At 60.2% G+C, this 22,396-nt stretch carries 15 protein-coding genes and 1 tRNA gene; 7 read left to right on the top strand and 9 right to left on the bottom strand.

Features of this window, described 5'->3' with window-relative positions:
* Positions 1-10: 10 nt before the first annotated feature.
* From V1471_RS18680 to V1471_RS18665, 4 genes are all read right to left on the bottom strand, one after another.
* The gene (locus tag V1471_RS18680; protein WP_434290793.1) at positions 11-7,219 is read right to left on the bottom strand and encodes a DUF7507 domain-containing protein; all 7,209 of its coding nucleotides are present in this window, start codon (positions 7,217-7,219) and stop codon (positions 11-13) included.
* Between the two features lie 821 nt (positions 7,220-8,040).
* Positions 8,041-8,430, bottom strand: a complete 390-nt coding sequence (locus V1471_RS18675; RefSeq protein ID WP_434290791.1) for a hypothetical protein — start codon at positions 8,428-8,430, stop codon at positions 8,041-8,043.
* A gap of 112 nt (positions 8,431-8,542) precedes the next feature.
* Positions 8,543-8,619, bottom strand: a tRNA-Arg gene (locus tag V1471_RS18670).
* Between the two features lie 71 nt (positions 8,620-8,690).
* Entirely contained in the window at positions 8,691-9,002 is a 312-nt protein-coding gene (locus V1471_RS18665) for an ETC complex I subunit (protein ID WP_066706626.1), read from the bottom strand.
* A gap of 399 nt (positions 9,003-9,401) precedes the next feature.
* Here V1471_RS18665 and uvrB point away from each other — a divergent pair, with 399 nt between their 5' ends.
* Together uvrB and V1471_RS18655 are read left to right on the top strand one after the other, a co-directional pair.
* On the top strand, positions 9,402-11,597 hold the full coding sequence (gene uvrB, locus V1471_RS18660) for an excinuclease ABC subunit UvrB (RefSeq protein WP_434290789.1): 2,196 nt from the start codon (positions 9,402-9,404) through the stop codon (positions 11,595-11,597).
* 83 nt (positions 11,598-11,680) lie between these two features.
* On the top strand, positions 11,681-12,331 hold the full coding sequence (locus V1471_RS18655; RefSeq protein ID WP_434290787.1) for a hypothetical protein: 651 nt from the start codon (positions 11,681-11,683) through the stop codon (positions 12,329-12,331).
* A gap of 120 nt (positions 12,332-12,451) precedes the next feature.
* On the opposite strand, the gene V1471_RS18650 is transcribed toward V1471_RS18655, so the two are convergent.
* The gene (locus tag V1471_RS18650) at positions 12,452-13,048 is read right to left on the bottom strand and encodes a rhodanese-like domain-containing protein (protein WP_434290785.1); all 597 of its coding nucleotides are present in this window, start codon (positions 13,046-13,048) and stop codon (positions 12,452-12,454) included.
* A complete protein-coding gene (locus tag V1471_RS18645) occupies positions 13,048-13,365 on the bottom strand; it encodes an antibiotic biosynthesis monooxygenase family protein (protein WP_434290783.1) in 318 nt (105 codons plus the stop codon). The genes V1471_RS18650 and V1471_RS18645 overlap by 1 nt, the downstream gene beginning before the upstream one ends.
* Before the next feature lie 421 nt (positions 13,366-13,786).
* On the opposite strand from V1471_RS18645, the gene V1471_RS18640 reads away from it, so the two are divergent.
* The 3 genes from V1471_RS18640 (at position 13,787) to V1471_RS18630 (ending at position 16,065) form a co-directional block, all read left to right on the top strand.
* Positions 13,787-14,479, top strand: a complete 693-nt coding sequence (locus tag V1471_RS18640; RefSeq protein ID WP_434290782.1) for a response regulator transcription factor — start codon at positions 13,787-13,789, stop codon at positions 14,477-14,479.
* A 105-nt stretch (positions 14,480-14,584) separates the two neighbouring features.
* Entirely contained in the window at positions 14,585-15,469 is an 885-nt protein-coding gene (locus V1471_RS18635; protein ID WP_434290780.1) for a type IV pili methyl-accepting chemotaxis transducer N-terminal domain-containing protein, read from the top strand.
* 98 nt (positions 15,470-15,567) lie between these two features.
* A complete protein-coding gene (locus V1471_RS18630; protein WP_434290778.1) occupies positions 15,568-16,065 on the top strand; it encodes a HugZ family protein in 498 nt (165 codons plus the stop codon).
* Positions 16,066-16,126: 61 nt separating this feature from the next.
* Here the strand turns inward: V1471_RS18630 and V1471_RS18625 are convergent, their stop codons facing one another.
* Entirely contained in the window at positions 16,127-18,415 is a 2,289-nt protein-coding gene (locus tag V1471_RS18625; RefSeq protein WP_434290776.1) for a glycosyl hydrolase family 28-related protein, read from the bottom strand.
* 278 nt (positions 18,416-18,693) lie between these two features.
* Here V1471_RS18625 and V1471_RS18620 point away from each other — a divergent pair, with 278 nt between their 5' ends.
* Positions 18,694-19,581 carry a CHAD domain-containing protein gene (locus V1471_RS18620; protein WP_434290774.1) on the top strand — a complete coding sequence of 296 codons (888 nt, stop codon included), beginning with the start codon at positions 18,694-18,696 and terminating at the stop codon, positions 19,579-19,581.
* A gap of 50 nt (positions 19,582-19,631) precedes the next feature.
* Here V1471_RS18620 and V1471_RS18615 read toward each other — a convergent pair whose 3' ends face one another.
* The gene (locus tag V1471_RS18615; RefSeq protein WP_434290772.1) at positions 19,632-21,275 is read right to left on the bottom strand and encodes a lysine--tRNA ligase; all 1,644 of its coding nucleotides are present in this window, start codon (positions 21,273-21,275) and stop codon (positions 19,632-19,634) included.
* Positions 21,276-21,388: 113 nt separating this feature from the next.
* Here V1471_RS18615 and V1471_RS18610 point away from each other — a divergent pair, with 113 nt between their 5' ends.
* The gene (locus tag V1471_RS18610) at positions 21,389-21,826 is read left to right on the top strand and encodes a tellurite resistance TerB family protein (RefSeq protein ID WP_434290770.1); all 438 of its coding nucleotides are present in this window, start codon (positions 21,389-21,391) and stop codon (positions 21,824-21,826) included.
* A 39-nt stretch (positions 21,827-21,865) separates the two neighbouring features.
* Here V1471_RS18610 and V1471_RS18605 read toward each other — a convergent pair whose 3' ends face one another.
* A complete protein-coding gene (locus V1471_RS18605; RefSeq protein ID WP_434290768.1) occupies positions 21,866-22,315 on the bottom strand; it encodes a hypothetical protein in 450 nt (149 codons plus the stop codon).
* Between the last annotated feature and the right edge of the window lie 81 nt (positions 22,316-22,396).

Genomic DNA, 22,396 nt, shown 5'->3' with positions numbered 1-22,396 from the left:
CCAAGCGTCCTCATTGCTCAACCCTCACGATGGTTTTCTCGATGGTCAGTTTCACACGGCCCGGCTCTCTCCAAAGATCCCGCAGCTCTCTTTCGACCTGTCGCATGGATTGCCGCGCCAGACGTTTCTCATCCGCTCCCGCCTCATCCGGCAGGTGATAGGCGATGCGCAGATGCACGGGTTCGCCAGCGATTTGCTGCACCAGACCTGCAAGCGCCGTTTCGAGCGCAGGCGTCATCTTCGGACCGGAGGCGGTTTGCGCGAAGCCCTGCGCATTCACATCCACACGCACCACACGGGTCAGCGCCGCACCGAAGTTCAGCTCGGTCATCTTGCCGGGCGTGAGACGCACGACACGCGGGTTCTCCGTGGTCAGGCGATAGCCGGTCGGCAGCGAACGGGTGTCGAGCTTCAGGATAAAGTTCGAACCGCGATCTTCCGGCAGCATCGCACAGGGCACATGGAAGCGGCCGTATTGATCGGTGGTGATCACCGTGCCATCGACACCGGTCAGGCGCACGGCGGGGATGCCGTTCTCGACGATCTCGCGGTCCAGCTCCACGGGCGCATCGCCCTTGCCGCTGTATTTGCCGCTGAAGATCGCGTCCTCATCGACGATCCGGCTGACCGGACCGTTTTGATAGCCGTCCCGGTTCAGGTCGTTGAACACCTTGCCGTAGACATCGCCACAATCGAACACCGGTTCCGGGAAGATCGTCACGGTGGCCGTCGCCTCGGGGGACAGAGGCTCAAGCGTGTCGGAATCGCGCAGGCGCGCCCGGTTCACGTGATCGCCCACATCCGCGCTGGTCAGAACCCGCGCCGAAAGCGTCGCCTCGATGGTGGTGAGCGGCGGCACGGTGACGCCGGGCCAGGTCACGACCTTGCCCTGCACCACCACGTCGATCGGTTCACCGTCCCAGGTCGCAGACCCTTCGACATAGACGAAGTCGGCGGGCAGCACGTCCATGAGATCCATCGTGCCACTGGTGCGCGGGTTCTCATTGGTCACCGTGATCGTATAGGGCACCACGGACCCGCGCTCCACCACGCCACGCGGCGTTGTTTTGCGCAGCACCAGACCGCTGTCATAGAGCAGAGGCTCAAGCGGATATTCCGTCGGATCGTCCACGGTATTGCCATCGCCATCGTCGCCATCGTCGGAGAGATCGCTCACCTCGGTCGGGTCTTCGGTGAATTCGTCCGGGTACTCCGGCATCGCCGTGGCGAGGATCTGGTTCGACAGCCCGCCTGCGTCCACCGCTTCGATGGTCAGCTCAAAGGTCGCGGTGTAAGTGGCGGTTTCGCCCATCACCAACGTGCCTTCCGAAGAGCCTTCGCTCGCCGACACAAAGGTCGGACCGCTGTCGAGGGCCAGCGTCTGACCGGTGGTCAGCGTCAGGAAAGTGTCCTCGAGCGCCACATCGTTCACCGTGGTGTTGCCGAGGTTCTCGACCGTGATCGTGTAGGTCATCAGATCGCCAACCCCATCGACACCGTCGCCGTTGTCGGTCAGCGCCTGCGTCTTCACCGCCTCAATCGCGCTGATCGGACGTTGGATCACCGTTTCCGTCGCCTGATCGCACACCAAAGGATTGTCGATGCGGCAGATCTCATAGGTCACCTCATAAGTGCCCGCCGGATTGCCTTCGGACAGGGTGATGAGACCCGTGGAGGGATCGAGCGTCAGAGCCGGATCGCTGTCCACGACCGTGATCGTCACATTGTCGAGCGTCGCCTGCTCCTGACCGATCTTGTCGGACGCCAGCATCGAGGTGGTGATGCCACCGTCGGTGTCGAACTCCCAAGGCGTCTCAGGAATGGCTTCGATGAAGACGGTTTCCGCCACCGCGTCGTCTTCGTCATCGACCGTCAGATCGCCGCCATTTCCGTCCTCACCATAGGTGCCGGTCGCAGTCGCAGTGTTGAGCACTTCGCCCGCGTCGATGTCAACCTGAGTGATCGCGTAAATGCCTTTCTCCGTGAAGGTGTACTCTTCGCCGGGGGCCAGAGACGGGATCACCTCGCTGATCTGATTGGCGCCCAAAAGCGGGTCGGTGATCGTGACATTCGTCAGCGTGACGGTGCCCGTGTTCGTGACCTTGAACGTGTATTCAAGCTCCTCGCCCACCTGCCCGACGGTTTGCGTCAGACCGGAATTGTCGACGGTTTTCTCAAGAACGATCGACGGTGCCTGACCGAGCGGCACGGTTTCATCGTCCGTATCCGAGACCTCGCCGACAACCGAGTCTGCCGTGACCGTCGCCTCATTCACCAGTTGGCCCGCATCCAGATCGGCCTGCGTCAGCACATAGCTCGCCTTGAACGTGTCGGTATCGACAGCCCCCGGCGCCATTTCGGCAATGCTGGCGCCCGGTGTCTCCCAAACGATCCCCGGAAGGATGTCCGCAAGCGTCACATCGGTCAGCGTCACGTTGCCGGTGTTGGTCACCGTAAAGCTGTAGGTCACGATCTCGCCGACTTCGGAGGGATCGCTCACGTTGCTCGCATCCGCGGTTTTGATCAGCTCAATCGCCGCAGTGCGCGCCACCGGCGTGGTGGTCGGTGTATCGTTGTCCTGCGACGTGCCGGAGGTGTCGGTCACCTCCTCGTCAAACGGATCGGTGCCGGTCACAAGCGCGGTATTTTCCACATACCCACGGTCGATGTCCTCCTGCGTCAATTTATAGACGGCAGAATAGGTGGTGTCGTCTGTGGCACCCGGCGCCAGCGACGCAATTGGGCTTCCGGTCAGAACCCCCACACCTTCAAGCATCGCATCCGTGAGCGTCACATCGGTCAGGGTCTGCGAGCCGGTGTTGGTGATCGCAAAGCTGTAGGTGATCTCCTCCCCCGGCACCGGCGGATCGGAGAACGCCGTGGTCGCAGATTTCACCAGCGCGATGGCAGGTTCATAGATCGGCGTCACCGGCGTCGGGTCGTTTTCACCCGTCTCATCGGCGCGACCGTTGCCATTCGGGTCCGGATCGGTGCCGTCGTCGGAATCATCGCTGAGCAGCGGGTTGTCACCCGGCGTTTGCCCGGTCCACGTACCATTGCCCGTCACCGTCGCCTGGTTTTCATAAACACCGCCAGAGGCCTGAGCGCTCGGCAGCGGAACTTCTGGGCGGACGCGCAGCGAGAGGGAAATCTCACAGGTTGCCCCCGCCGCAAGCGTCGCCCCGGAGACCAGCGTCTGATCGCCTTCGCCGTTGAACCCGGCGTTCAGCGCGCCACAGGAGCCGCCCGGAGCGGAGAGGATCGTGTAGGTGCCGCGCACCATGTCATCCGTCGCCGGATTGGACAGGCTCGCATAGCTGCCGAACAGCGGTGCGGCTCCCGACAGGGCATCCGTCACGACCACCGTGTCGAGCGGCTCAAGGCTGAAGTTCTCCACGACAAAGCTGAAGCCAACGGTGAAGGAGCCATCCGCCGCAGAAGTCGGGCCGGAGCTGACACGTTTCGCAATCCCGATCCGCGCTTGCGGCACGAGAGTGAAATCGTAATCGGTGGCATCCGTGTCGGACGGCAGATCAATCGTCGTAATCGCAGTGGCGCCAGATGGGCTCCCGCCCTCGGACCCACTCATGGCTTGGCTATCTTCGAGATAAGTCTCGCTCACGCTTCCGCGTGTCACCGTGTAGGTGCCGCGCGGCAGGTTCGCGATGGTATAATCGCCATTGGCATCCGTCGTCGCCGAGGCAGAAACAGGAGTGCCGTCAAAGGCCGTCCCGGTCACCGTCACCGTCACCCCGGCCACGCCGGTGTCGTCGGTATCGAAATCGCCATTGTCATCGAAATCGCGGAACACCGTGCCAGAGAGCGCAGAAGACACGACATCGACCGGGCCGGAGTTTTCGTTGTTGTTCGGATCGACGTCGAGCGAGGTCGTGGTGATCTCTGCCGTGTTGGTAAAGCTCTGCGGATCGGAGGTCACACTGGTGATTTTGACGGGAACCGTGATTTCCGCCGTAGCCCCGCTTGAGAACGTGCCAAGCTCACAGGTGAAACTGGTGCCGCCTGCGGCCCCGTCACAGCTTTGCAGCGTTGCCGAGCCAGAGGTCACATTGACCGACGGCGTCCCCGCCAGCACCATATTGGCCGGCAGGCTGTCCGTCACCTCGACCCCATCCGCCTCGGCCAGCACAACGCCCCCATCGGAGCCGGTGTTGTTGCGCACGGTGATGACGAAATCGAAGGTCTCAAGAAGTTCGACCGGAGATTTGCTTGCAATCTTGCTGACAACCTCGACATCGGCGCGGGTGCGCACGGTGGTGTTTTCAGTCACTTCGTTGTTCGCCGGAAGCGGATCGTAGCCATTGGTGATGCCCGGAGAAGTCAGGTTCGCCGTATTGGTCGCGGTGCCTTTTTGCACCCCCTGCGCCACGATGGTCACCACACGAGACCCGCCCGCTTCGATGCGGTCGAAACTACAGCTCAGCGTGCCGCCGACTTGGCCAACGCTCGGCACTGTGCCACAAACACCTGTACCCGCATCATGAGACTGATAGCTCAGATATTGCGCGGGCATGAGATCGTTCATCGTGACGTTCTCTGCCGCAGAAGGCCCGTTGTTACGGATGGTGACCGTATAAGTCACATCCTCACCCACTGCCACCGGGTCGATGCTATCGACCTTGTTGACCTGAAGATCATAGCTGGGCGCGTTCACCGTCGTCTGGACAGAGGCGCTGTTGTTTGTGTCATCGGTTTCGTCAAGGCTGGTGCTCACGGTCGCGATGTTTTCCAGCACGTCACCGACCAGCGCCTCCGTCGGCTGAACCACGATCTCGACGGCTTGTTGACCGCCGGACGTCACCGTGCCGAGATTACAGACAACCTGATTGTTGCCCGATGTGGTCTCGGTTCCGACGGTCGGCAAGGTCGAACAACTGCCAGCGGTTGGCGTCGCAGAGACAAAGATAAGTCCATCAGGCAGCACATCCGTAATCGTCGTATCCGGCGCGTTGCTAAGGAAGAACTCTGTCGACGGGTTGAGCGCCGTGACGACGTAGCTGAGGTTCTGGCCAACGACAGCCGTCTCAGGCGTCGCGGTTTTGGTCACGGTCACATCCGTGCGGGCCTCGACGTCGAAGGTCACGGTATCGTCGTTGTTGGTCAGATCGGGGTCGGCCACGCTCGACGACAAAACCTGAACCGTGTTGCTGCGTTGACCGGCATTGCCGCCGGGGCGCACCTGAACTTCAATGATCGGGCAATTGCTTCCGGCAGTACAGACCGGCAGGGCGGCGAATGTGCAGGTCAGATCCCTGCCCCGCCAGCGCGACGTGCTGTCACACACCGCACCAGAAGGCGCGGAGATGCTCACCAAACCGGCGTCTGTCGCCCCGACCTGATTGTTGATCAGGTTCAGCAATGCATCCGTCACGGTTACATTAGCCGACGCGGCAGAACCATTGTTCACAACCTCGATATAATAAGTCTGAATCTCACCCACGGTTACGGTCGCCTCGGCCACCGTCTTATTCACGGTGATGTCGGCAGAGGCGCTTTCTGCGCTGCTGCCCACCTCATAGCTGGAGGAGTTGCCGACACCGGGATACTCCGGCGAGGACACGCTTGCTGTGTTTGTCAAGGAGCCCGATTGTGTCGCCTCGGCGCGGATCACCACGACAGGCGTGCTGTCGCCAGCCGCCAAAGCGCCCGACACGCCCGCTTCGTAGACAAGCTCACACACCACATCGACCGGCCCGGCCTGCGGCGCCACTGGCGTACAGGTCCACCCATTGCCCTCATACCCCGTATAAGTCATTCCGGCGGGCAGGCTGTCCGTCATGTAAAGCGTGCCGTAGAAATCGGCATTGCCCGTGTTCCGTGTCTGTAGGTTGAATTCATATTCATTGCCGACCACGACCAGAGCCGGGCTGGGGCCGGTTTTGGACACGGACAGATCGACCACCGGATCCGCAATGGTCCGGCCGCCGTCGGTGTCGGTGTTGTTGCTCAGGTTCGTATCTTCGGGGCCAGAAGAACTCACTGTCGCGCTGTTGCTGACAGAGCCCGGCGCGATGGCCGTGGTGTTGATCAAGATGTCGCCAAGCGGCACATTGGTGCCCGCCGCAAGCCCGTCGGACAGACGCGTACAATTCACATCCTGGCCGCTGATCGTGCACTCCCACCCGCCGGACAGCACGTTGACGCTGTCAATCTGATAAGCGGCAGGCACAATGTCCGTGATCTCAAGGCCATAGGGCACCCCGCCTGTGAAGCTCGGGGAGAGCGTAAAGATAACCGGATCGCCGACCAGAACCGTTCCCGGTGCAGAGTTGCTTTTCGTCAAACGCACATCGCTGCCGTCGCTGATTTGCGTGGTCAGGGAGGCGCTGTTGTCATCGGTGAGAGGGTCCTGAGGCTCGGAGATGTCAGCCGTCCCGGAGACGATCAAAGACGATCCTGTGCCCGCCGCGGTCACTTGCCCTGTCACATCGAAAGAAAATGTACCGCCATCCGGAATATCGGTCGGGATCGTACAGAGATACCCACCGCCGCTGGCACTACAATAGGATGGCACCGAGGTGAACGTCAGCCCCGTAATCGCCGGGATTTCGACGACAGCTTCTGTCACTGTGTCAGGACCATTGTTGTCGAGCGTATACGTGTAGGTGACCACCTCGCCGGAATTCGCTTCCGTCGGCCCGGTCACCTCAAGAGCGACATCGGCACCACTGAGAATAGTCGTTGTTTCAGAGAAGCTGTTGTTGGAGGGCGCTACATCATTGGCACTCGGAACGGAGCCCGACAGGGTAATCGTCCCCGAAACTGTTGAAGTCACGATCGCAGAAAGGGCAAATGTTTCGTCCTCGACCAGAGCCGGGATCACACAAGAAACGGACGCAGGCCCAGTGATCGGAAGAGCCGGATCACAGGTCGTGTTGGTCACATCCTGCAACACGCCACCCGACGGAATGTCCAGATCGATCACGGTTTCAGGGGTCGCTCCGACACCGGCCATTGCAGCGTTGTTGTTGACCGTGATGTCATAGGTCACGTCGCCGCCGGCAACCGTCGGGTCCGAACCTGCATCGGTCACGTTGACAACCCAGTCGTAGCTTTGCGCGCTGGCGCTCGCCGGAGCAAAGAAACCTACCCCCAGCGACAACATCGCAAAAGTCACGATAGATTTTGCCGCCGTGCGCAGTGACGTTGCCTTTTGCCCCTTGAGGTCAAAAGATACCGTGGGTTGAAGCCCCGTGTTCATATCTGCTCTCTCCGCTCGCCATCGACCGGCCTGAAAACCGGTCGATTCAGGATGAGAGTGGACGTGCTTGGAGAAACCGTCTGAGCTATGACATCTGACACGCCCCTGTCGGGGAACTCATGTCCATGCCTAATTTCGGGAATTTACCTGTCGCAAATGTCCGTATCGACATTCTCTTTTGCCATGAAAAAGCTCTGTCCCAGGCACGTCAAAAATCGACCTGTAAAAACATAACTCAGAACATTCTGGCCTCTCGAAATCCGACCAAGACCAAAACTTCCGGCAAAAGGTTGATCAGCGCGACATGCAGAAGGACACAATTTCAAATCCTCCTCAAGCTGACGCTCATCACTCCCTGTCTCAGATTGTGTGGATGTCTCGACCGCACATACCGCCCCCCGTAAATCAACTACAGCTGCCGTATCTCAAACCGCACTCACAAACGGTTTTTCATATTCAGCATTGAGGGATGGGTAAATCAGGTGAGATATCAGATGAAATTCTCTACGTTGCACACAGAGTGACGCGAAAAAGACTCATGCATGCGCGAAAGAGATTACAGCGTAATCTTGTAATATAAATATGATGCGCAACTGCTGTCTTGACAACGCCATAGACCCCGCCCATTCGGTGACCTGATGCGGTCCTAAACTCCGTCGTTATCGTTGTCGTATGAGACCGAGTAACGTCGAGATCATGGAGTTCGGATCCGCAGACTGGGGCAGATTTTAAAGATGGCAATGGCAGGCTTGGCCTGGGACCGGCCCTGCCCTGCGCAAAGCTCGAATTGCCGGATTGGGCCACAGCTGACACTGTAGATCCTAAGCCGATGGTGCCCGCATCGGCTGGTCAAACGTCCCCGCCAGAATGTCGGCCGCAATCTCCTGCAAGCGCGCTCCGATATCAAAACGTTCTCTGAGAGCCCGTCCAGGACAGCAACTCGTCCATGACTTCCGGAGACAGCTTGCCCAATAAGAGAAAGATTCGAGCGCCTCCTCGTCCTGATCCAAAAGTCGTTTGAACGGCGCGCTCATGTCATAGGCCAGTTCCGGCGCATCGGTTTTCCAGGCAGCGGCAAGACGGGCAAGGTAAGAAGAGAGGATCTCTCGCCCGGTCGGAATGAGGCTCAGGTTCATTTCGGGCAATTCAGGTTCGTCACGGAAATTCAGTGTATTCGTGAATACGCCAAGGTCGTCTTGAGCGATAGCCATTCCAAAATCTTGCAAGCTAGGAATCCGCTTCCGCCGACATCCGGTTCAAAAAACCGACTTTTGTCGCAAAGACGTAATCCCCATGTCGGACGTCATTGGCAGTTGATTTTATTGGCGATCCCTTGAGGACTCGAACCCCAAACCTGCTGATTAGAAGTCAGCTGCTCTATCCAGTTGAGCTAAGGGACCGCGCTTGGGCCATATCGGCCATAAAAGAGGCGCCGTAAAACCGGCGCCGTCTCAAAGCGTATCGCACCGGATCAGTGGGTCCAGGGCGCGCGTCTGTTGGTGGCGAAGTTTTCGCCATAACCGCCCGCACGCACGTTGTGCTGACGTTTGTGCGGCTCTTGCACCACGTACTCGATGCCATGCTCCTTGGCATAGGCGATCGCATGTTCCTTGCTGTCGAATTTCAACCGCACCTGCGTTTGCGTGTCATGCGACGAGGTCCAGCCCATCAGCGGATCGATGTCACGCGCGGAGGCCGGCGCATAATCGAGATGCCATTGCTTGGTCTTGCCTTGCCCGGATTGCATGGCATTGCGGGCGGGCTGATAGATACGAGCGCGCATCGGGTGACTCCTTTTTGCCTTGCGCCGGTTATCCCCGTTTCCTCACAGCGTTTCAAGCCCTTCGCGCATCCCATCCGGCCTTGGACATAAGAAAACCCGCCATTGCGAACCAAGGCGGGGCATAAAACGTTTAGGGTGACTGCCCGACCGGCCGCGTGGGAGCGAGGGGTGGGGTGGGTGGTACACGACCAGCCGGGTCAGTCTTTTCTGCTGCTTGCAATGACAGGTTAGGCCCGAACACGGTCGCGGCACAAGGGGAAATATCGCAATGGTTGTAAAAAATAGAAAATAATTCGCCTTAAAGTGGTAACTCTTCGTTAACCTCAGCCCTCTTGCCCGCAAGACTTGAAACGTGAACAAAAAGGGATCATCTGTTAACCACCCCCAAAGACCCACCCGATGGAAAGAACCACCATGGACCCGCGCCTGATGACCGACCCGCCGAAGGAGCTGAAACACCGCCCGAAACTCGAAGGCGGCAAGAAATTCATCATGCACAGCGCCTTTGAGCCCTCCGGCGACCAGCCGACCGCCATCGCGGAGCTGTCCGCCGCCATCGAAGCGGGCGAGCGCAATCAGGTTCTCCTGGGCGCCACCGGCACGGGCAAGACCTTTACCATGGCCAAGGTGATCGAGGAGACTCAGCGCCCCGCCATCATCCTCGCCCCGAACAAAACGCTGGCCGCCCAGCTTTACGGCGAGTTCAAAGGCTTTTTCCCCGAAAATGCCGTCGAATATTTCGTCTCGTACTACGACTATTACCAACCCGAGGCCTACGTCCCGCGCTCCGACACCTTCATCGAGAAGGAAAGCCAGATCAACGAACAGATCGACCGGATGCGCCACGCCGCCACCCGCGCGCTTCTCGAACGCGATGACGTGATCATCGTCGCCTCCGTGTCCTGCATCTACGGCCTTGGCTCGCCCGAACTTTACATGGCGATGACCATCGACCTGCAAATGGGACAGGAGTACGACCAGCGCCAGCTCATGGGCGAACTCGTCGAGTTGCAATATCGCCGCAACGACACCGGCTTTGATCGCGGTTCTTTCCGGGTGCGCGGCGACAGTCTCGAAGTCTGGCCCGCCCACATGGAGGACCGCGCATGGAAGTTTTCCTTCTTCGGCGAGGAGTTGGAGAGCATCACCGAATTCGACCCGCTCACCGGTAAGAAGACCGACACGCTCGAACACGTCCGCATCTACGCCAACAGCCACTATGTGACGCCGAAACCGACGATCCGGCAGGCCATCGCGGGGATCAAGAAGGAGCTGAAACAGCAGCTCATCAAATTCACCGACGAGGGTAAACTCCTTGAGGCGCAGCGCCTTGAGCAGCGCACGAATTTCGATCTTGAGATGCTGGAGGCCTCGGGCTTTTGCAACGGGATCGAGAACTATTCGCGCTATCTGACAGGCCGCGCGCCGGGGGAGCCGCCCCCCACCCTGTTCGAGTTCATCCCCGACAATGCCATTGTGTTTGCCGACGAGAGCCATGTCTCCGTGCCGCAGATCGGTGGCATGTACCGGGGCGACTATCGGCGCAAATTTACGCTGTCGGAACACGGTTTCCGCCTGCCCTCCTGCATGGACAACCGGCCTCTGAAATTCGAGGAATGGGACGATATGCGCCCGCAGTCGGTCTTTGTGTCCGCGACGCCCAAAGACTGGGAGCTGGAGCAATCCGGCGGCGTGTTTGTCGAACAGATCATCCGTCCGACCGGCCTCTTGGACCCTGTGGTGGAAATCCGTCCGGTGGACACGCAGGTGGACGATCTCTTGGACGAAGCCAAGCGGATGGCCGAGCTGGGGCGGCGGGTTCTGGTCACGACGCTGACCAAGCGCATGGCCGAGGACCTCACCGAATACCTCCACGAACAGGGCGTCCGCGTGCGCTACATGCACTCCGACATCGACACCATCGAGCGGATCGAAATCCTGCGCGACCTGCGGCTTGGGGCCTTTGACGTGCTCGTCGGCATCAACCTGTTGCGCGAGGGTTTGGACATCCCGGAATGTGGTCTTGTCGCCATTCTGGACGCCGACAAGGAAGGCTTCCTGCGGTCCGAGACCTCGCTCATCCAGACCATCGGCCGCGCCGCGCGGAACGCCGAGGGCCGGGTCATTCTCTACGCCGACAAGATCACCGGCTCGATGCAGCGCGCCATGGACGAGACCGACCGCCGCCGCGCGAAACAGATGGCCTATAACGAGGAACACGGCATCACGCCGCAGACCGTCAAGAAGAACGTCGACGACATTCTGGCGGGGCTCTATCAGGGCGACGTGGACATGAACCGCGTGACCGCGACCATCGACCGGCCTGCGGCGGGGCAGAACCTTCAGGCCGTTTTGGAAGGCCTCAAAACCGACATGCGCGTGGCCGCCGAGAATTTGGAATTCGAAGAAGCCGCGCGGCTCCGGGACGAGATCAAGCGGCTCGAAACCGTCGATCTGGTGCTGCATGACGACCCGCTGGCACGGCAATCTGCGGTGGACGATGCGGTGGCGGATGCGAAGGCGAAGAGCGGGCGGTCGACGGCGGGGAGGCCGGGGATGCGGGGCGGCAAGGCCGGACGGGGGAAAAAACGGTGAGCACACGGTTCTCACTCCCCCTTTTCTCTTTTTGAGAAGACGTTATCTTATCCCTGAGAATTTAATAGATTTCAGAGAATTAAATGACCCTGCCCCAACCCGACGCCTCAAGTGGCACCCGAATTTCGCCCCGCGACCTTCCGGCGCAGAGCGACCTTGCGACGCTCGATTGGAACATCACCATTCGGCGCGAAGTTGGCGAAGTGCTGGCCGCCAACCGCACGCAGACCCTGCACACGACCACCACCACCAGTGGCGGCGGCGGGTCCATTTACAATGGTCAGGGTCGAATTGATCCCGTGACGACATCGACCTCGACATCAACGACAAACAAGGACTCGCTTTTCCTGCGCCTCAACGACGGTACGGAAAAGCGCCTGAGCCTGACCGACGCGCCGGACATCTGGCGTACCGGTTCCATGCTTGCGATCAGCTATGCCTGCCGGGACGGCAGAGAAAGGCGCGTTGCGCTGCGCAATCTCGACACCGGCGAGGGGATCGACTTTTCTGAACGTGCCGAAGTCCTTCTGACACGTTCAGAGCGCTATGACTTCGCCAAAGGCCATATGCACAAAAAAATGCTGGTCTGGCTTCTGATTTCTCTTTTTGTCGCCGCGTTTCTGGCGGGCTGGCTCGGTTTCGTGCTCGCACTGATCTCCCTGTTAACGATTTACATCACAAGCATGGACCGCGCGGGCAAGAAACTGGCAGCGGATATCTCTGCTCTGACCTAAAGCGGTCCGCCAAAAACCTGAGACACAGATTTTGACGGACCGCAGGACAAGACATAAGCGTTGCACGCGCCTCGCCTTCATCTGATGTCTCAGGTTAAAGGCGTGACGCTTTAGACCATGTCACTCCGGCACCACCACCGTCAGCCCCAGCATCCGCCAGACCTGCATCCCGCCGCGGTAGTAGAAAATCTTCTCCGCCGGAAAGCCCGCTTCGATCATCCGCCGCGCCGCCGTCGGCGACTGGCCGCACCACGGCCCGTTGCAATAAAGCGCCACGGTCTTGACCTGATCGCCCTCGCAGATGAAGCCTTCGAAATCCGGTTCACAGCCGAGTTCCCCCAGCCGGTCCGCCGCTTCTGTGTAGGGCATATGCACCGCGCCGGGGATCGCGCCGCCGTCGAAATCCGGTTTCACCCGGCTGTCGAGCACCATCGCGTCCGGGTCCTGCAACATCGCAATCAGCTCAAGCTCGCCGATCGTGGTCACCCCTTCGGCGGGCGTCATCGGCTGGATGCAGAAATTCGGACAGGGCCGCGAGGTCTGGGCCCATGTGCCGCTCACCTCGTTGGCATTGTCCTGAATGCGGGAAATCTCCACCGGCCCCGTGGGCGTCTCCACCGTCGCGGCCATCATATCCGGCGTGATCCCCACCGGATCGGCCAGTGCCGCTCCGCCAAGCCCAAGGGCCATCATCGAAAACATCAAAGCCGAGCGCATCAATAGACCCCCTCCACATCATACATCACCGGTTCGAACGACTTGCACATGCCGTTGATCTCCCGGTTGCGTTTGCGCATTTCCTCGGTGCGCAGCATCGCCTGATAATCCTCGCGCCGTTCCCATTGCGAATAATTCGCGATCCTTGTCTGCGCGTCGTTGATATGCAGCGCCGCCGAAATGAACCCCGGCTGCTGCGAGATCACTTCCGCATAGGCGGCTTGCAACGCCTCCATCAGATCCTGCGCCACGCCCGGCGTCGTCTCGAATGTCGTCAGAACCGTCTGACAGGTCGTGTCCTGTGAAATAACTGGCATCGTCTCCTCCCTGATCTGAGCCAATGTCGTCAGTGTAAGACTGTCTCGCATTTTAGCGAGTCCGGATTTGGAGAATCATCCCTCCCCCGCTAGTCCTTTCGCATTCCGCAAAACTCTCTCCGGGGTCTTCCCTCTCCGTTAACCAGAGTTTTTCGGACATTCTCCCAAGTCAAACCGCGCTTTCGCCCAAGCCTCGCCGCATTCCTTGCCGACGCCCCGAGTCCCTTTGGTTTTCTCGCGATTTCAGGATGTTAACCATAACAAATCCTTGCCAGAGCCGCACATGGTTTAGCTAAAATTCAATTCATCTCTCATCGAGGCGCAGAAAACGGCGCCCGGACAATGTCCAGAACGGACCCACTCCCCCGACTGCGAAACCGAGGAATTCCGCCATCGGGAGATGCCCCGAAAGGATATTGAAATGCGTGTGCTGCTTGCCGAAACCAACTGGAACGCCATGATTGCCGCCACCGGCCTGACCGAGGCCGGGATGCTCGTGACCCGGGTCAACGACGGGCGCGAATTGATGGATTTCGCCGATTTCGGCGAACAGAGCGCTGTCGTGCTCGACCTCGACATGCCCGACCTCAATGCGCTCAAACTGATCGCACAACTGCGCCGCAAGGACGCCTTGATGCCGATCTATGCGCTGACCGAAGACGCAAGCTGGGAGACCCGCAAGAAGGCCTATGACATGGGCGCGGACGATGTGATCTATGGCCCGGTTCAGCCCGCCATGCTGGCCGCCAAGATCAAGGCCGCCGTGCGCCGCACCGGGGGCTATGCCAGCAAGGAGCTGCGCGTCGGCGCTCTGGTGCTCAACACCGAAACCATCTCCGCCTCCATCGGGACCAAGACATTGCAACTGACCCGCAAGGAATATGAAATCCTCGAAATGCTGATGCTGCATCGCGAATGTCTCGTGACCCGCGAAGCGTTGATGAACCATCTCTACGCCTGGGACGACGAACCCGATGCCCGCATCATCAACGTCTATCTGAGCCGCATCCGGCAACAGATCGAGACCTGCGGCGGCGACCCGGAGCTGGTCGAAACCGTCTGGGGGCAGGGCTACCGCATCGCGGCGCAGAAAACCACGCGGCAAGCCGCCTGAACGCGGTTTCCGGTGGCGGCATTAAGAGGCTGTCAAACCTTTTGGCCTAACCTGCCCGCGAGTCACTCCTCGCCGCAGATCGCCCCAGACCGAAAAGGCCTCTCCATGCCCCGTTTCCTGTCGCGCCCCCTCGTCTCTCTGCTCCTGATCGGGCTGCTCGCGGCTCTGCTGCCACAGCGCGCGCTGGCCGATACGGAATTGCAGCTCAAACTCGACGTTGCCGGTCGCCAGCGCATGCTGAGCCAACGCATGGTGCGGGCCATGTGCAATGCCGGGCTTGGCATCGACACCATGGCGAACAAGAAAATTCTGCTGACCTCGGAATTTACCTTCAAATCATCCCTGAAGACGCTGAAAGACGGTGGCGGGCCTGCGCAGTTCACGCCCGAAACCGATCCCGAAGCGCTCGGGCTCATGTCCGGGATCGAAACCGTCTGGGTGGATTTCAAGGCCGGGATCGACCGGTTCAACGCAGGCACGCTCACGGGCTATGACGACTATGCCGCGCTCTCCGATCTGTCCGTCGATCTGCTCAAGGCGTCCAACGCGCTGGTGCAACATCTCGACGCCCGCTACAAGGCTGTGGCCTCGGATACCGACCCCGCTCTCGGCCGGATGATCGACATCGCCGGGCGGCAGCGGATGCTGATCCAGAAAGCGGGCAAGGAGGTCTGCCTGCTCCAGATGGCCGACACCGCGCCCGGCGCCCCGGATCAGCTTGCACACCTGCAACAGACCCTCGTCCTGTTCAACGACTCCGCCTTCGGCCTGACCTTCTCCTCCACGGAGATGCAGCTTCCGCCGCCGCCGACCGCGGACATCGAGCTGGACAATTTCAATCACTGGCAGGAATGGAGCAGCCTCGTCACCTTGTTCGAAGCCGCACAGGTCGGGCGGCTCGACCCCATGGAATTGCACGAAATTTCCGTGAGCGTGGAGTTCTTCCTGCAAGAGCTGAACGCCACGGTCGAACGCTACGCCGCACTCTGAGCCCGATGTAGACAGTCCACAGATGGGCCGACACAAATCCTGACTATAAAACTCTGTTTTCTCTGGCCAGCCCGTGCTTTGCCCGTTAACAAAGGGCCATGACAGAGGACAAACCTTCCCCGATCCGCCCGACCGACGCCGAGGCCCGCGCCATGGCGCAGGAGTTGATCCGTGGCGCGCGCATCGCCGCCCTCGCCGTGCTCGATCCCGACAGCGGCGCCCCGCATGTCACCCGCATCGCCTTTGGCCTCGGGGGCAACAACGGCTGGCTGACGCTGGTCTCCGATCTCTCGGCCCATACCAAAGCGCTGCGCGCCGCACCGCGCGCCGGGCTTTTGCTTGGCGAAGCGCCCACGAAAGGCGATCCGCTCGCCTTCCCGCGCCTGTCCGTCGCGGTGGAAACCCGCTTCGTCCCGCACGGCACCGAAGAGCATGCCGCACATCGTGCCGCCTGGCTCACGCACCACCCGAAAGCCCAGCTTTACATAGATTTCGCGGATTTCACATTTGTCAGTTTCATGCCCCTGTCCGCCGATCTCAACGGCGGCTTCGGCAAGGCCTATCGCCTGACCCCGGACGATCTGAGCCTGGCTTAAACAGGCCATAAAAACCGGGCCGCCAAAGCCGCCCGGTTTGCCGCCTCTTCTCTGACAGCCCTCAGATCGGGCGATCCATCCGCGCGATCATATTGACCGTGCCCTTCACCGCCTGCGGGAAGGTCAGCCGGATCTGGTTGTTCGAACTGCCATAGTTCACCGTCACATAGGGCGTCACGGCCACCGCATTCCCCGAGGCATCGGTCAGCGCATTACGGAACACGAGGCTCTCCACCACCCGCGCCCAGCCCCCGAACGGCAGATAGCCCGAAGGATCGAGCACCCAGTCGGTCGAAGCCGTGCTCTGGGTAAACTCCGCCGACACCGGGTTGATCGTGAGCTGCGACACCCCGTTGAACGTATTGCCCTCAAAGGTCACGTTGCGCGTCGAGTTATACGCCAGATCGGCAAAGGTGGTGTCCACCGTGTCGACCCGGTCGATGAAGCCGTTGAGCGATTTGAACGTGTTGTTCTGCACCGCCAGCCCCTGAAGGAAATGCCCCGCACCATAGGGCTTGATCACGATCCAGGAGAAATTGCTCGCCGAGTCGTTCACCGTGAAAATATTGCCCGTGACGGTCAGCCCGCCAAAGGAATATTCCGACGAAAACTCCGGCGCGGCATCGTGCTCGTTCGTCATCTCGATAAAAGAGTTGTCGATATAGTTGCCGGTCACGATGGATTTCACGTTCGGATAGGTGAACACCAGCCCCGCCATGCGCGGGCTGTCGGTATCCTCGTCGCCCTGGAACCAATGGTTGCCGACAAACATATGCCCGTTGCCGAACACGATGCCGGTATGCCCGAAACGCTGGAACCGGTTGTCGCGGATCTTGCAGTCGTTCGAGTTGATGTTGAAGGCAATCGACTGGCGCTGATCCGCCCGTACCGACTGTTCGTTCGAGACGAAGGAACAGCGGTCGATATGAAGATCCTGACAGCCGCCCCCGATCGAGGTCACGCCCCGGTTCAGCGGCGATTTGATATGGACGTCGCGGAGCTGAAAATTGTTGCCGCCCGGCGAGAGCATCACGCCCGAGGCCCGCCCGTTGCACAAAAGCTCGACATCGGAGAGCTGAAACTGCGACAGTTTCGAGAGCCCGGAGAAATCGAACACGTATTTGAACCGCGTGAACGTGTAGGTCTGGCTCGTATTCGGCGCGTAAAGCGGCTGGCTGAGCGTCAGCGACTGGTTGCCGACATTCACCGCCTGAACATAGACCTCGCGCCCGACACCGGTGCCGGTCACCAGACTGCCGACCTTGATATTGGCGATATTCGTGACATTGCTCAGGGTCTTGGGCGAAGCCACGCTGTAGCTCGCGGTCGAAGTCGCCACCTCATTGTCCCAGTCGCTCGACGCAACCGTGGTGATCTGGCCGTTGCGGATCACCCGGCGCACCTCAAGCGACGTCGCCCCGGTGATCTCCGCCACATCCAGCGGCTGATCCAGTTCGACCCGCCGCCCGCGCATGTCGAGACTGTCGTGATCGGTATAGTAGAACATCGCCTGAATGGCGCGTTTCAGCCCTTCGACCTCGTCGCCAAAAGCGTCGATATAGGCGTTCAGGTGGAAATTCTTGCGCAGCACGAGGCGGTTCGCCGCCGACATGGTCACCGTGCCGTCAAAGGTCACCTCTTCGGTGAAAGAGACCGTATCGCCAAGGTAATACACGCCTTCCGGCACGATCACCCGACGCCCTGCGGCGGCGGTATTGGCGGCGTTGAACGCCTCGTGATCGTCGGTCACCCCATCGCCCACAGCGCCATAATCGCGCACGTCGATCGAGCCGGAACTGTCGGCCAGAAACCATTCGGAGACATCCTCGATCACGATATCGTCGATCCGCACCGTGCCGCCATTCGCGCCCATAAGATCGAGCCCGAAATGACCGTAGACCGGCTCGATCCCCCAAGGCATATCGACCCCGCCACGCTGGCCGGAGCCGACGATGGCCGTCACCTCGACCACCTCGCCATAGGCGGTGAGCACCGTCTCCGCGCCGATCTCGGTCAGCCCCGTGACATGGGCGAGCGCACCGTTCCCGGCCCACCCCGCGATGCGAACCGACGGCAGGTTGCCGGAAATCGCCTTCACCCGCGCCTTGATCTGAAGATACATCCCCGGCTGAAGCGGCGTTTCGCCCATATAGCGCAGCTTGGTCAGAGTGGTGTTTTTGACGATCTCGAGGCACCCGCCGAAATCGGCATCCGCCACCACCAGAGAGGCATTCGCCGCCCCGTCATAGGTCGCCGAACCGGGCGTGCCGTCTTCGCTGGACCATACGTCCAGACCGTTCTCGAACGCCGGCGGCATCAGCACCAGCCCATCTGTTATGGCCTTGTTCATCCGAACCCCTTTCAATCCTTCAATCCGATGCGCACCGATCTGCATGACGGCACCCCGCGCCTCCGGAGCCCCGGACGCGCTCAATCGCAATGTCTCGTCATGGAAACCCAAGGCGCGCGCATGTGCCCTGAGATGCGAAAAGATCTACCCCAAGGGGATTAACGGCGCTGTTAACCCTGCGGACGCCCCGTCCGGCGCGCACGCAACATCGCCTGTGCTGGCGCAGATGTCATAGACGGGTCACATATCCTGTCCTATGTTCGGCGGGAGAGGTGATCATGAGCTATCACATACGTCCGAAAGACCCCGACATGGGCGCCGCGCTCCGGCGTATTGCCGAGGATCGTCTGACCCGCGCGATCGAAGCGACCGGCGCCGAAACGCCCGAGACCCGGATGCTGGCCGTGCACGACATTCGCAAGCGTCTCAAGGAGATGCGCGGGCTGATCCGTCTCGTGCGCCCGGATTTCGACGGTTTCAAAGCCGCCGATCAGGCCCTGCGCGACATCGGGCGCACCCTCTCGGCGCTGCGCGACATCAAGGTGCGCTGCGACACGCTCAGCCATGTCGCGGATTATGTCGCCCTGCCCGACGATCCTCTGGGGCCTTACCTCACGGAGCTGGGGATGCGCCGCGATGCCGCCTATGGCGATCCGTCCGTGGCCCTGCTGCGCGACACCGGCGCGGCGCTTACTGCGCTTCGGGACAGTTCCGCCCAGTGGTCCCTGCGGCACAGCGGGCGCAGGGCGATCTTTCCCGGCCTGTCAAAGACCTACGCCGAGGCCCGCGACGCGATGGAGCACGCCCGCGAAACCCGCGCCCCGGAGGATTTCCACACCTGGCGCAAACATGTGAAATACCATTTCTACCACGCCCAGATCCTCGCCCCGATCTGGCCGGAGGCGATGGCCGCGCATCTCACCGCCGCCGAAGCCTTGGGCGAGCTTTTGGGGAAACATCACGACCTGCATGTTCTGGGCGAAGAGGCCCGCGCCGCAGGTCTTGCCAAAGCGCCGCTCAAGGTGTTGGAGCAGGGTCTGGCCGACCGCATCGAGACGCTTGAGAAACAGACCTTCCTCGATGGCGCGCGGCTTCTGGCCGACACGCCCGACACCCTGTCGCGCCGCTGGTCCGTCTGGTATCGGCTCTGGCGCAATTCCAACTGAAAAGGGCCACCCCGAAGGGCAGCCCTTTGAAAACACGTCTGAAATAAGACTTACGACAGTTCGCCCGACAGACCTTTGTCGATCAGCGCGATGGTCTCGGTCACGCCGTAAAGCGCCGCGAAGGACCCGAAACGCGGACCTTGGCTTTGGCCCAAAAGCACCTCGTAGAGCGCCTTGAACCAGTCGCGCAGGTTTTCGAACCCGTGGTTCTTGCCGACCGCGAAAACGATGCTCTGGAGGAAATCGCCATCCGTGAAATCCGCCTCCGGCAGCGCCTCGTCCGAGCCCATATCGGCGTTCTTCCTGGCAATCGCGGCCAAAGCCACCTCGGCCGAACCGAACGCCGCCTTGAGATCTTCCATCGCCGCGCGTTCTGCGTCCGTCGGCGCGCGGAACACTTTCTCCGGCTTCACGAAGTCGTTGTAATAGCGCACCGCATAGCCCGCCGCCGCATCGAGCTGCGGGTTGGCCTCGGGCGACGCGTCCGGCGCATAACGCTGGATAAAGCCCCAAAGCTGCTCTTTCTCTTCCGCACCCGCGACAGACGCGAGGTTCAGAAGCATCGAGAACGGCACCACCATATCGGACAGCGGCACATCGGCGCCGTGGATGTGGAACACCGGGTTCGCCGCCTTCTGCGCCGCATCCTGTCCCGGATAGGCGCGAAGTTGCTGGTGATATTCGTCCATCATCCGCGGGATGACGTCGAAATGCAGCCGTTTCGCGGTTTTCGGCTTCTGGTACATGAAATAGGCGAGGCTCTCGGTCGAGGCATAGGTCAGCCATTCGTCGATCGACAGACCGTTGCCCCGCGACTTGGAGATTTTCTCGCCATTGGCGTCGAGGAACAGCTCATAGGTGAAGTGTTCCGGCTTCTTGCCGCCGAGGATTTCGCAAATCCGGTCGTAGATCGGCGTGTTGGTCGAGTGATCCTTGCCGTACATCTCGAAATCGACATCGAGCGCCGCCCAGCGCGCGCCGAAATCCGGTTTCCATTGCAGTTTCACCGCCCCGCCGGTGACCGGCAGCGTCCATTCGCGACCGTCCTCGTCGTCGAACGTGATCGTATAATCGTCCCGGTTCACCGATTTCATCGGCACATAAAGCACCCGCCCCGTTTCCGGGTGGATCGGCAGGAAGATCGAATAGGTCTGCTGGCGCTCTTCGCGCAGGGATTTCAGCATCACTTTCATCACGTCGTCGTATTTCTCGACCGCGCGTTTCAGGATCTCGTCGAACTGGCCGGTTTTGTAAAACTCGGTCGCCGAATAGAATTCATACTCGAACCCGAACGTGTCGAGGAACCGGCGCAGCATGGCGTTGTTGTGATGGCCGAAGCTCTCGAACTCCTCGAACGGGTCCGGCACCGAGGTCAGCGGTTTATGCAGGTTCTCGTGCAACAGCTTCTGGTTCGGCACGTTCGACGGCACTTTGCGCATCCCGTCCATATCGTCCGAAAAACAGATCAGCCGCGTCGGCACATCCGAGATCACCTCGAACGCGCGGCGGATCATCGTCGTGCGCAGCACCTCGCCAAAGGTCCCGATATGCGGAAGACCCGACGGACCGTAGCCGGTCTCAAAGAGCACATAGCCCTTCTTGTCCTTGGATGCCTCATACCGTTTGAGTACAGTCCGGGCCTCTTCAAAGGGCCAGGCTTTCGAGCTCATACCGGCATCACGCAGGTCCGTCATTTTCAGCAATCCTTTTAACACGCGGGTCTCTCCCGCAAGGCGCAACTCCTATTGCCCCTCCCCTCTTCCGTCAATATTGTTTGACCGCACATGCCCCATGAGGAGCCAAGAAAATGAACGATATTCCCCATTCCCTGACCCCGCAGGACTGTCTCGTCGCCGTGATGATCGCCCAGTCCATGTCCGACGAGAACATCCGCACCGCGGAGCTTGTCACCATCGAGAATATCGTCAACCACCTGCCGGTCTTCGGGTCCTATGACACCGACCGGATCAAGGTGGTCTCCTCCACCGTCTTCGACCTGTTCTCCGAAGAGGACGGGCTCGACGCGCTCTTCGGCCTCATTCGCGACAACCTGCCGGAGTATCTCCACGAGACCGCCTATGCGCTGGCCTGCGACGTCGCCGCCGCCGATGGCCACACCTACGAGGCCGAGCTGCGTCTCCTGGAAGAGATTCGCTATGAGTTGAACATCGACCGGTTGCACGCCGCCGCCATCGAACGCGGCGCGCGGGCGCGGTATATGCTGGTGCATGAGGTGGCGGGGTAAGGCTTAACGGAAGGCCACAAAGGAGCCGCCCGACTTGCCTTAGTCAAAGAGGTAATACTTGTACATCTCGTCGGCTGCGAGGCTCGGAACGATGAAGAGAAAAGAACCACTCTTCGACCGCATCAACGTGATGCGTGGCTCAAGGATACTCTGCTCCGCCTCAATAGTATACGTCTCGGGGTCAAACCAGGCTTCGGCGCGCCAGTATTGCGCCTGAGGTTCAATAAAGAAATGGGCGAAGTCTTTGGGCAGTTGAGAACGACATGCTTTATCCTCAACACATGCGACGACACGCGGGTATTCAGCACCAAAGGCCGTCTCTTCGAACCTTGTCACGGTCAATTTGGAAGCTGCGCGAAAAACCTCGTTCTCAACGTAAAGTAACCTGTCTGACTTAAACGCCAGAGCGCTTGCGGGGGTCTCCAAACAGCCTGAAGCAACCTTCTGCTGATGGATGACGATATAGCAGAGTGTCGGATCTTTGATCACGCGCATTTCATCAGAGAGTGCAGCACGACAGATCAACGACAAAAACAGTACTAAAACAAATCTCAATTTAAGCAATTCTCA

Source organism: Celeribacter sp. SCSIO 80788, assembly GCF_051054295.1.
Taxonomy (GTDB): domain Bacteria; phylum Pseudomonadota; class Alphaproteobacteria; order Rhodobacterales; family Rhodobacteraceae; genus Celeribacter.
Note: the sequence above shows the minus strand (reverse complement) of the source record. Positions and strands in the feature narration are given on the sequence as shown.

Excerpts from the sequence above, each read along its gene's own strand:
- V1471_RS18630 (WP_434290778.1), top strand. The coding sequence starts at position 15,568 with ATGACAGAGGACAAACCTTCCCCGATCCGCCCGACCGACGCCGAGGCC.
- V1471_RS18675 (WP_434290791.1), bottom strand. The coding sequence starts at position 8,430 with ATGGCTATCGCTCAAGACGACCTTGGCGTATTCACGAATACACTGAAT.
- uvrB (WP_434290789.1), top strand. The coding sequence starts at position 9,402 with ATGGAAAGAACCACCATGGACCCGCGCCTGATGACCGACCCGCCGAAG.
- V1471_RS18635 (WP_434290780.1), top strand. The coding sequence starts at position 14,585 with ATGCCCCGTTTCCTGTCGCGCCCCCTCGTCTCTCTGCTCCTGATCGGG.
- V1471_RS18620 (WP_434290774.1), top strand. The coding sequence starts at position 18,694 with ATGAGCTATCACATACGTCCGAAAGACCCCGACATGGGCGCCGCGCTC.
- V1471_RS18615 (WP_434290772.1), bottom strand. The coding sequence starts at position 21,275 with ATGACGGACCTGCGTGATGCCGGTATGAGCTCGAAAGCCTGGCCCTTT.
- V1471_RS18645 (WP_434290783.1), bottom strand. The coding sequence starts at position 13,365 with ATGCCAGTTATTTCACAGGACACGACCTGTCAGACGGTTCTGACGACA.
- V1471_RS18610 (WP_434290770.1), top strand. The coding sequence starts at position 21,389 with ATGAACGATATTCCCCATTCCCTGACCCCGCAGGACTGTCTCGTCGCC.
- V1471_RS18665 (WP_066706626.1), bottom strand. The coding sequence starts at position 9,002 with ATGCGCGCTCGTATCTATCAGCCCGCCCGCAATGCCATGCAATCCGGG.
- V1471_RS18640 (WP_434290782.1), top strand. The coding sequence starts at position 13,787 with ATGCGTGTGCTGCTTGCCGAAACCAACTGGAACGCCATGATTGCCGCC.
- V1471_RS18625 (WP_434290776.1), bottom strand. The coding sequence starts at position 18,415 with ATGAACAAGGCCATAACAGATGGGCTGGTGCTGATGCCGCCGGCGTTC.
- V1471_RS18680 (WP_434290793.1), bottom strand. The coding sequence starts at position 7,219 with ATGAACACGGGGCTTCAACCCACGGTATCTTTTGACCTCAAGGGGCAA.
- V1471_RS18650 (WP_434290785.1), bottom strand. The coding sequence starts at position 13,048 with ATGCGCTCGGCTTTGATGTTTTCGATGATGGCCCTTGGGCTTGGCGGA.
- V1471_RS18655 (WP_434290787.1), top strand. The coding sequence starts at position 11,681 with ATGACCCTGCCCCAACCCGACGCCTCAAGTGGCACCCGAATTTCGCCC.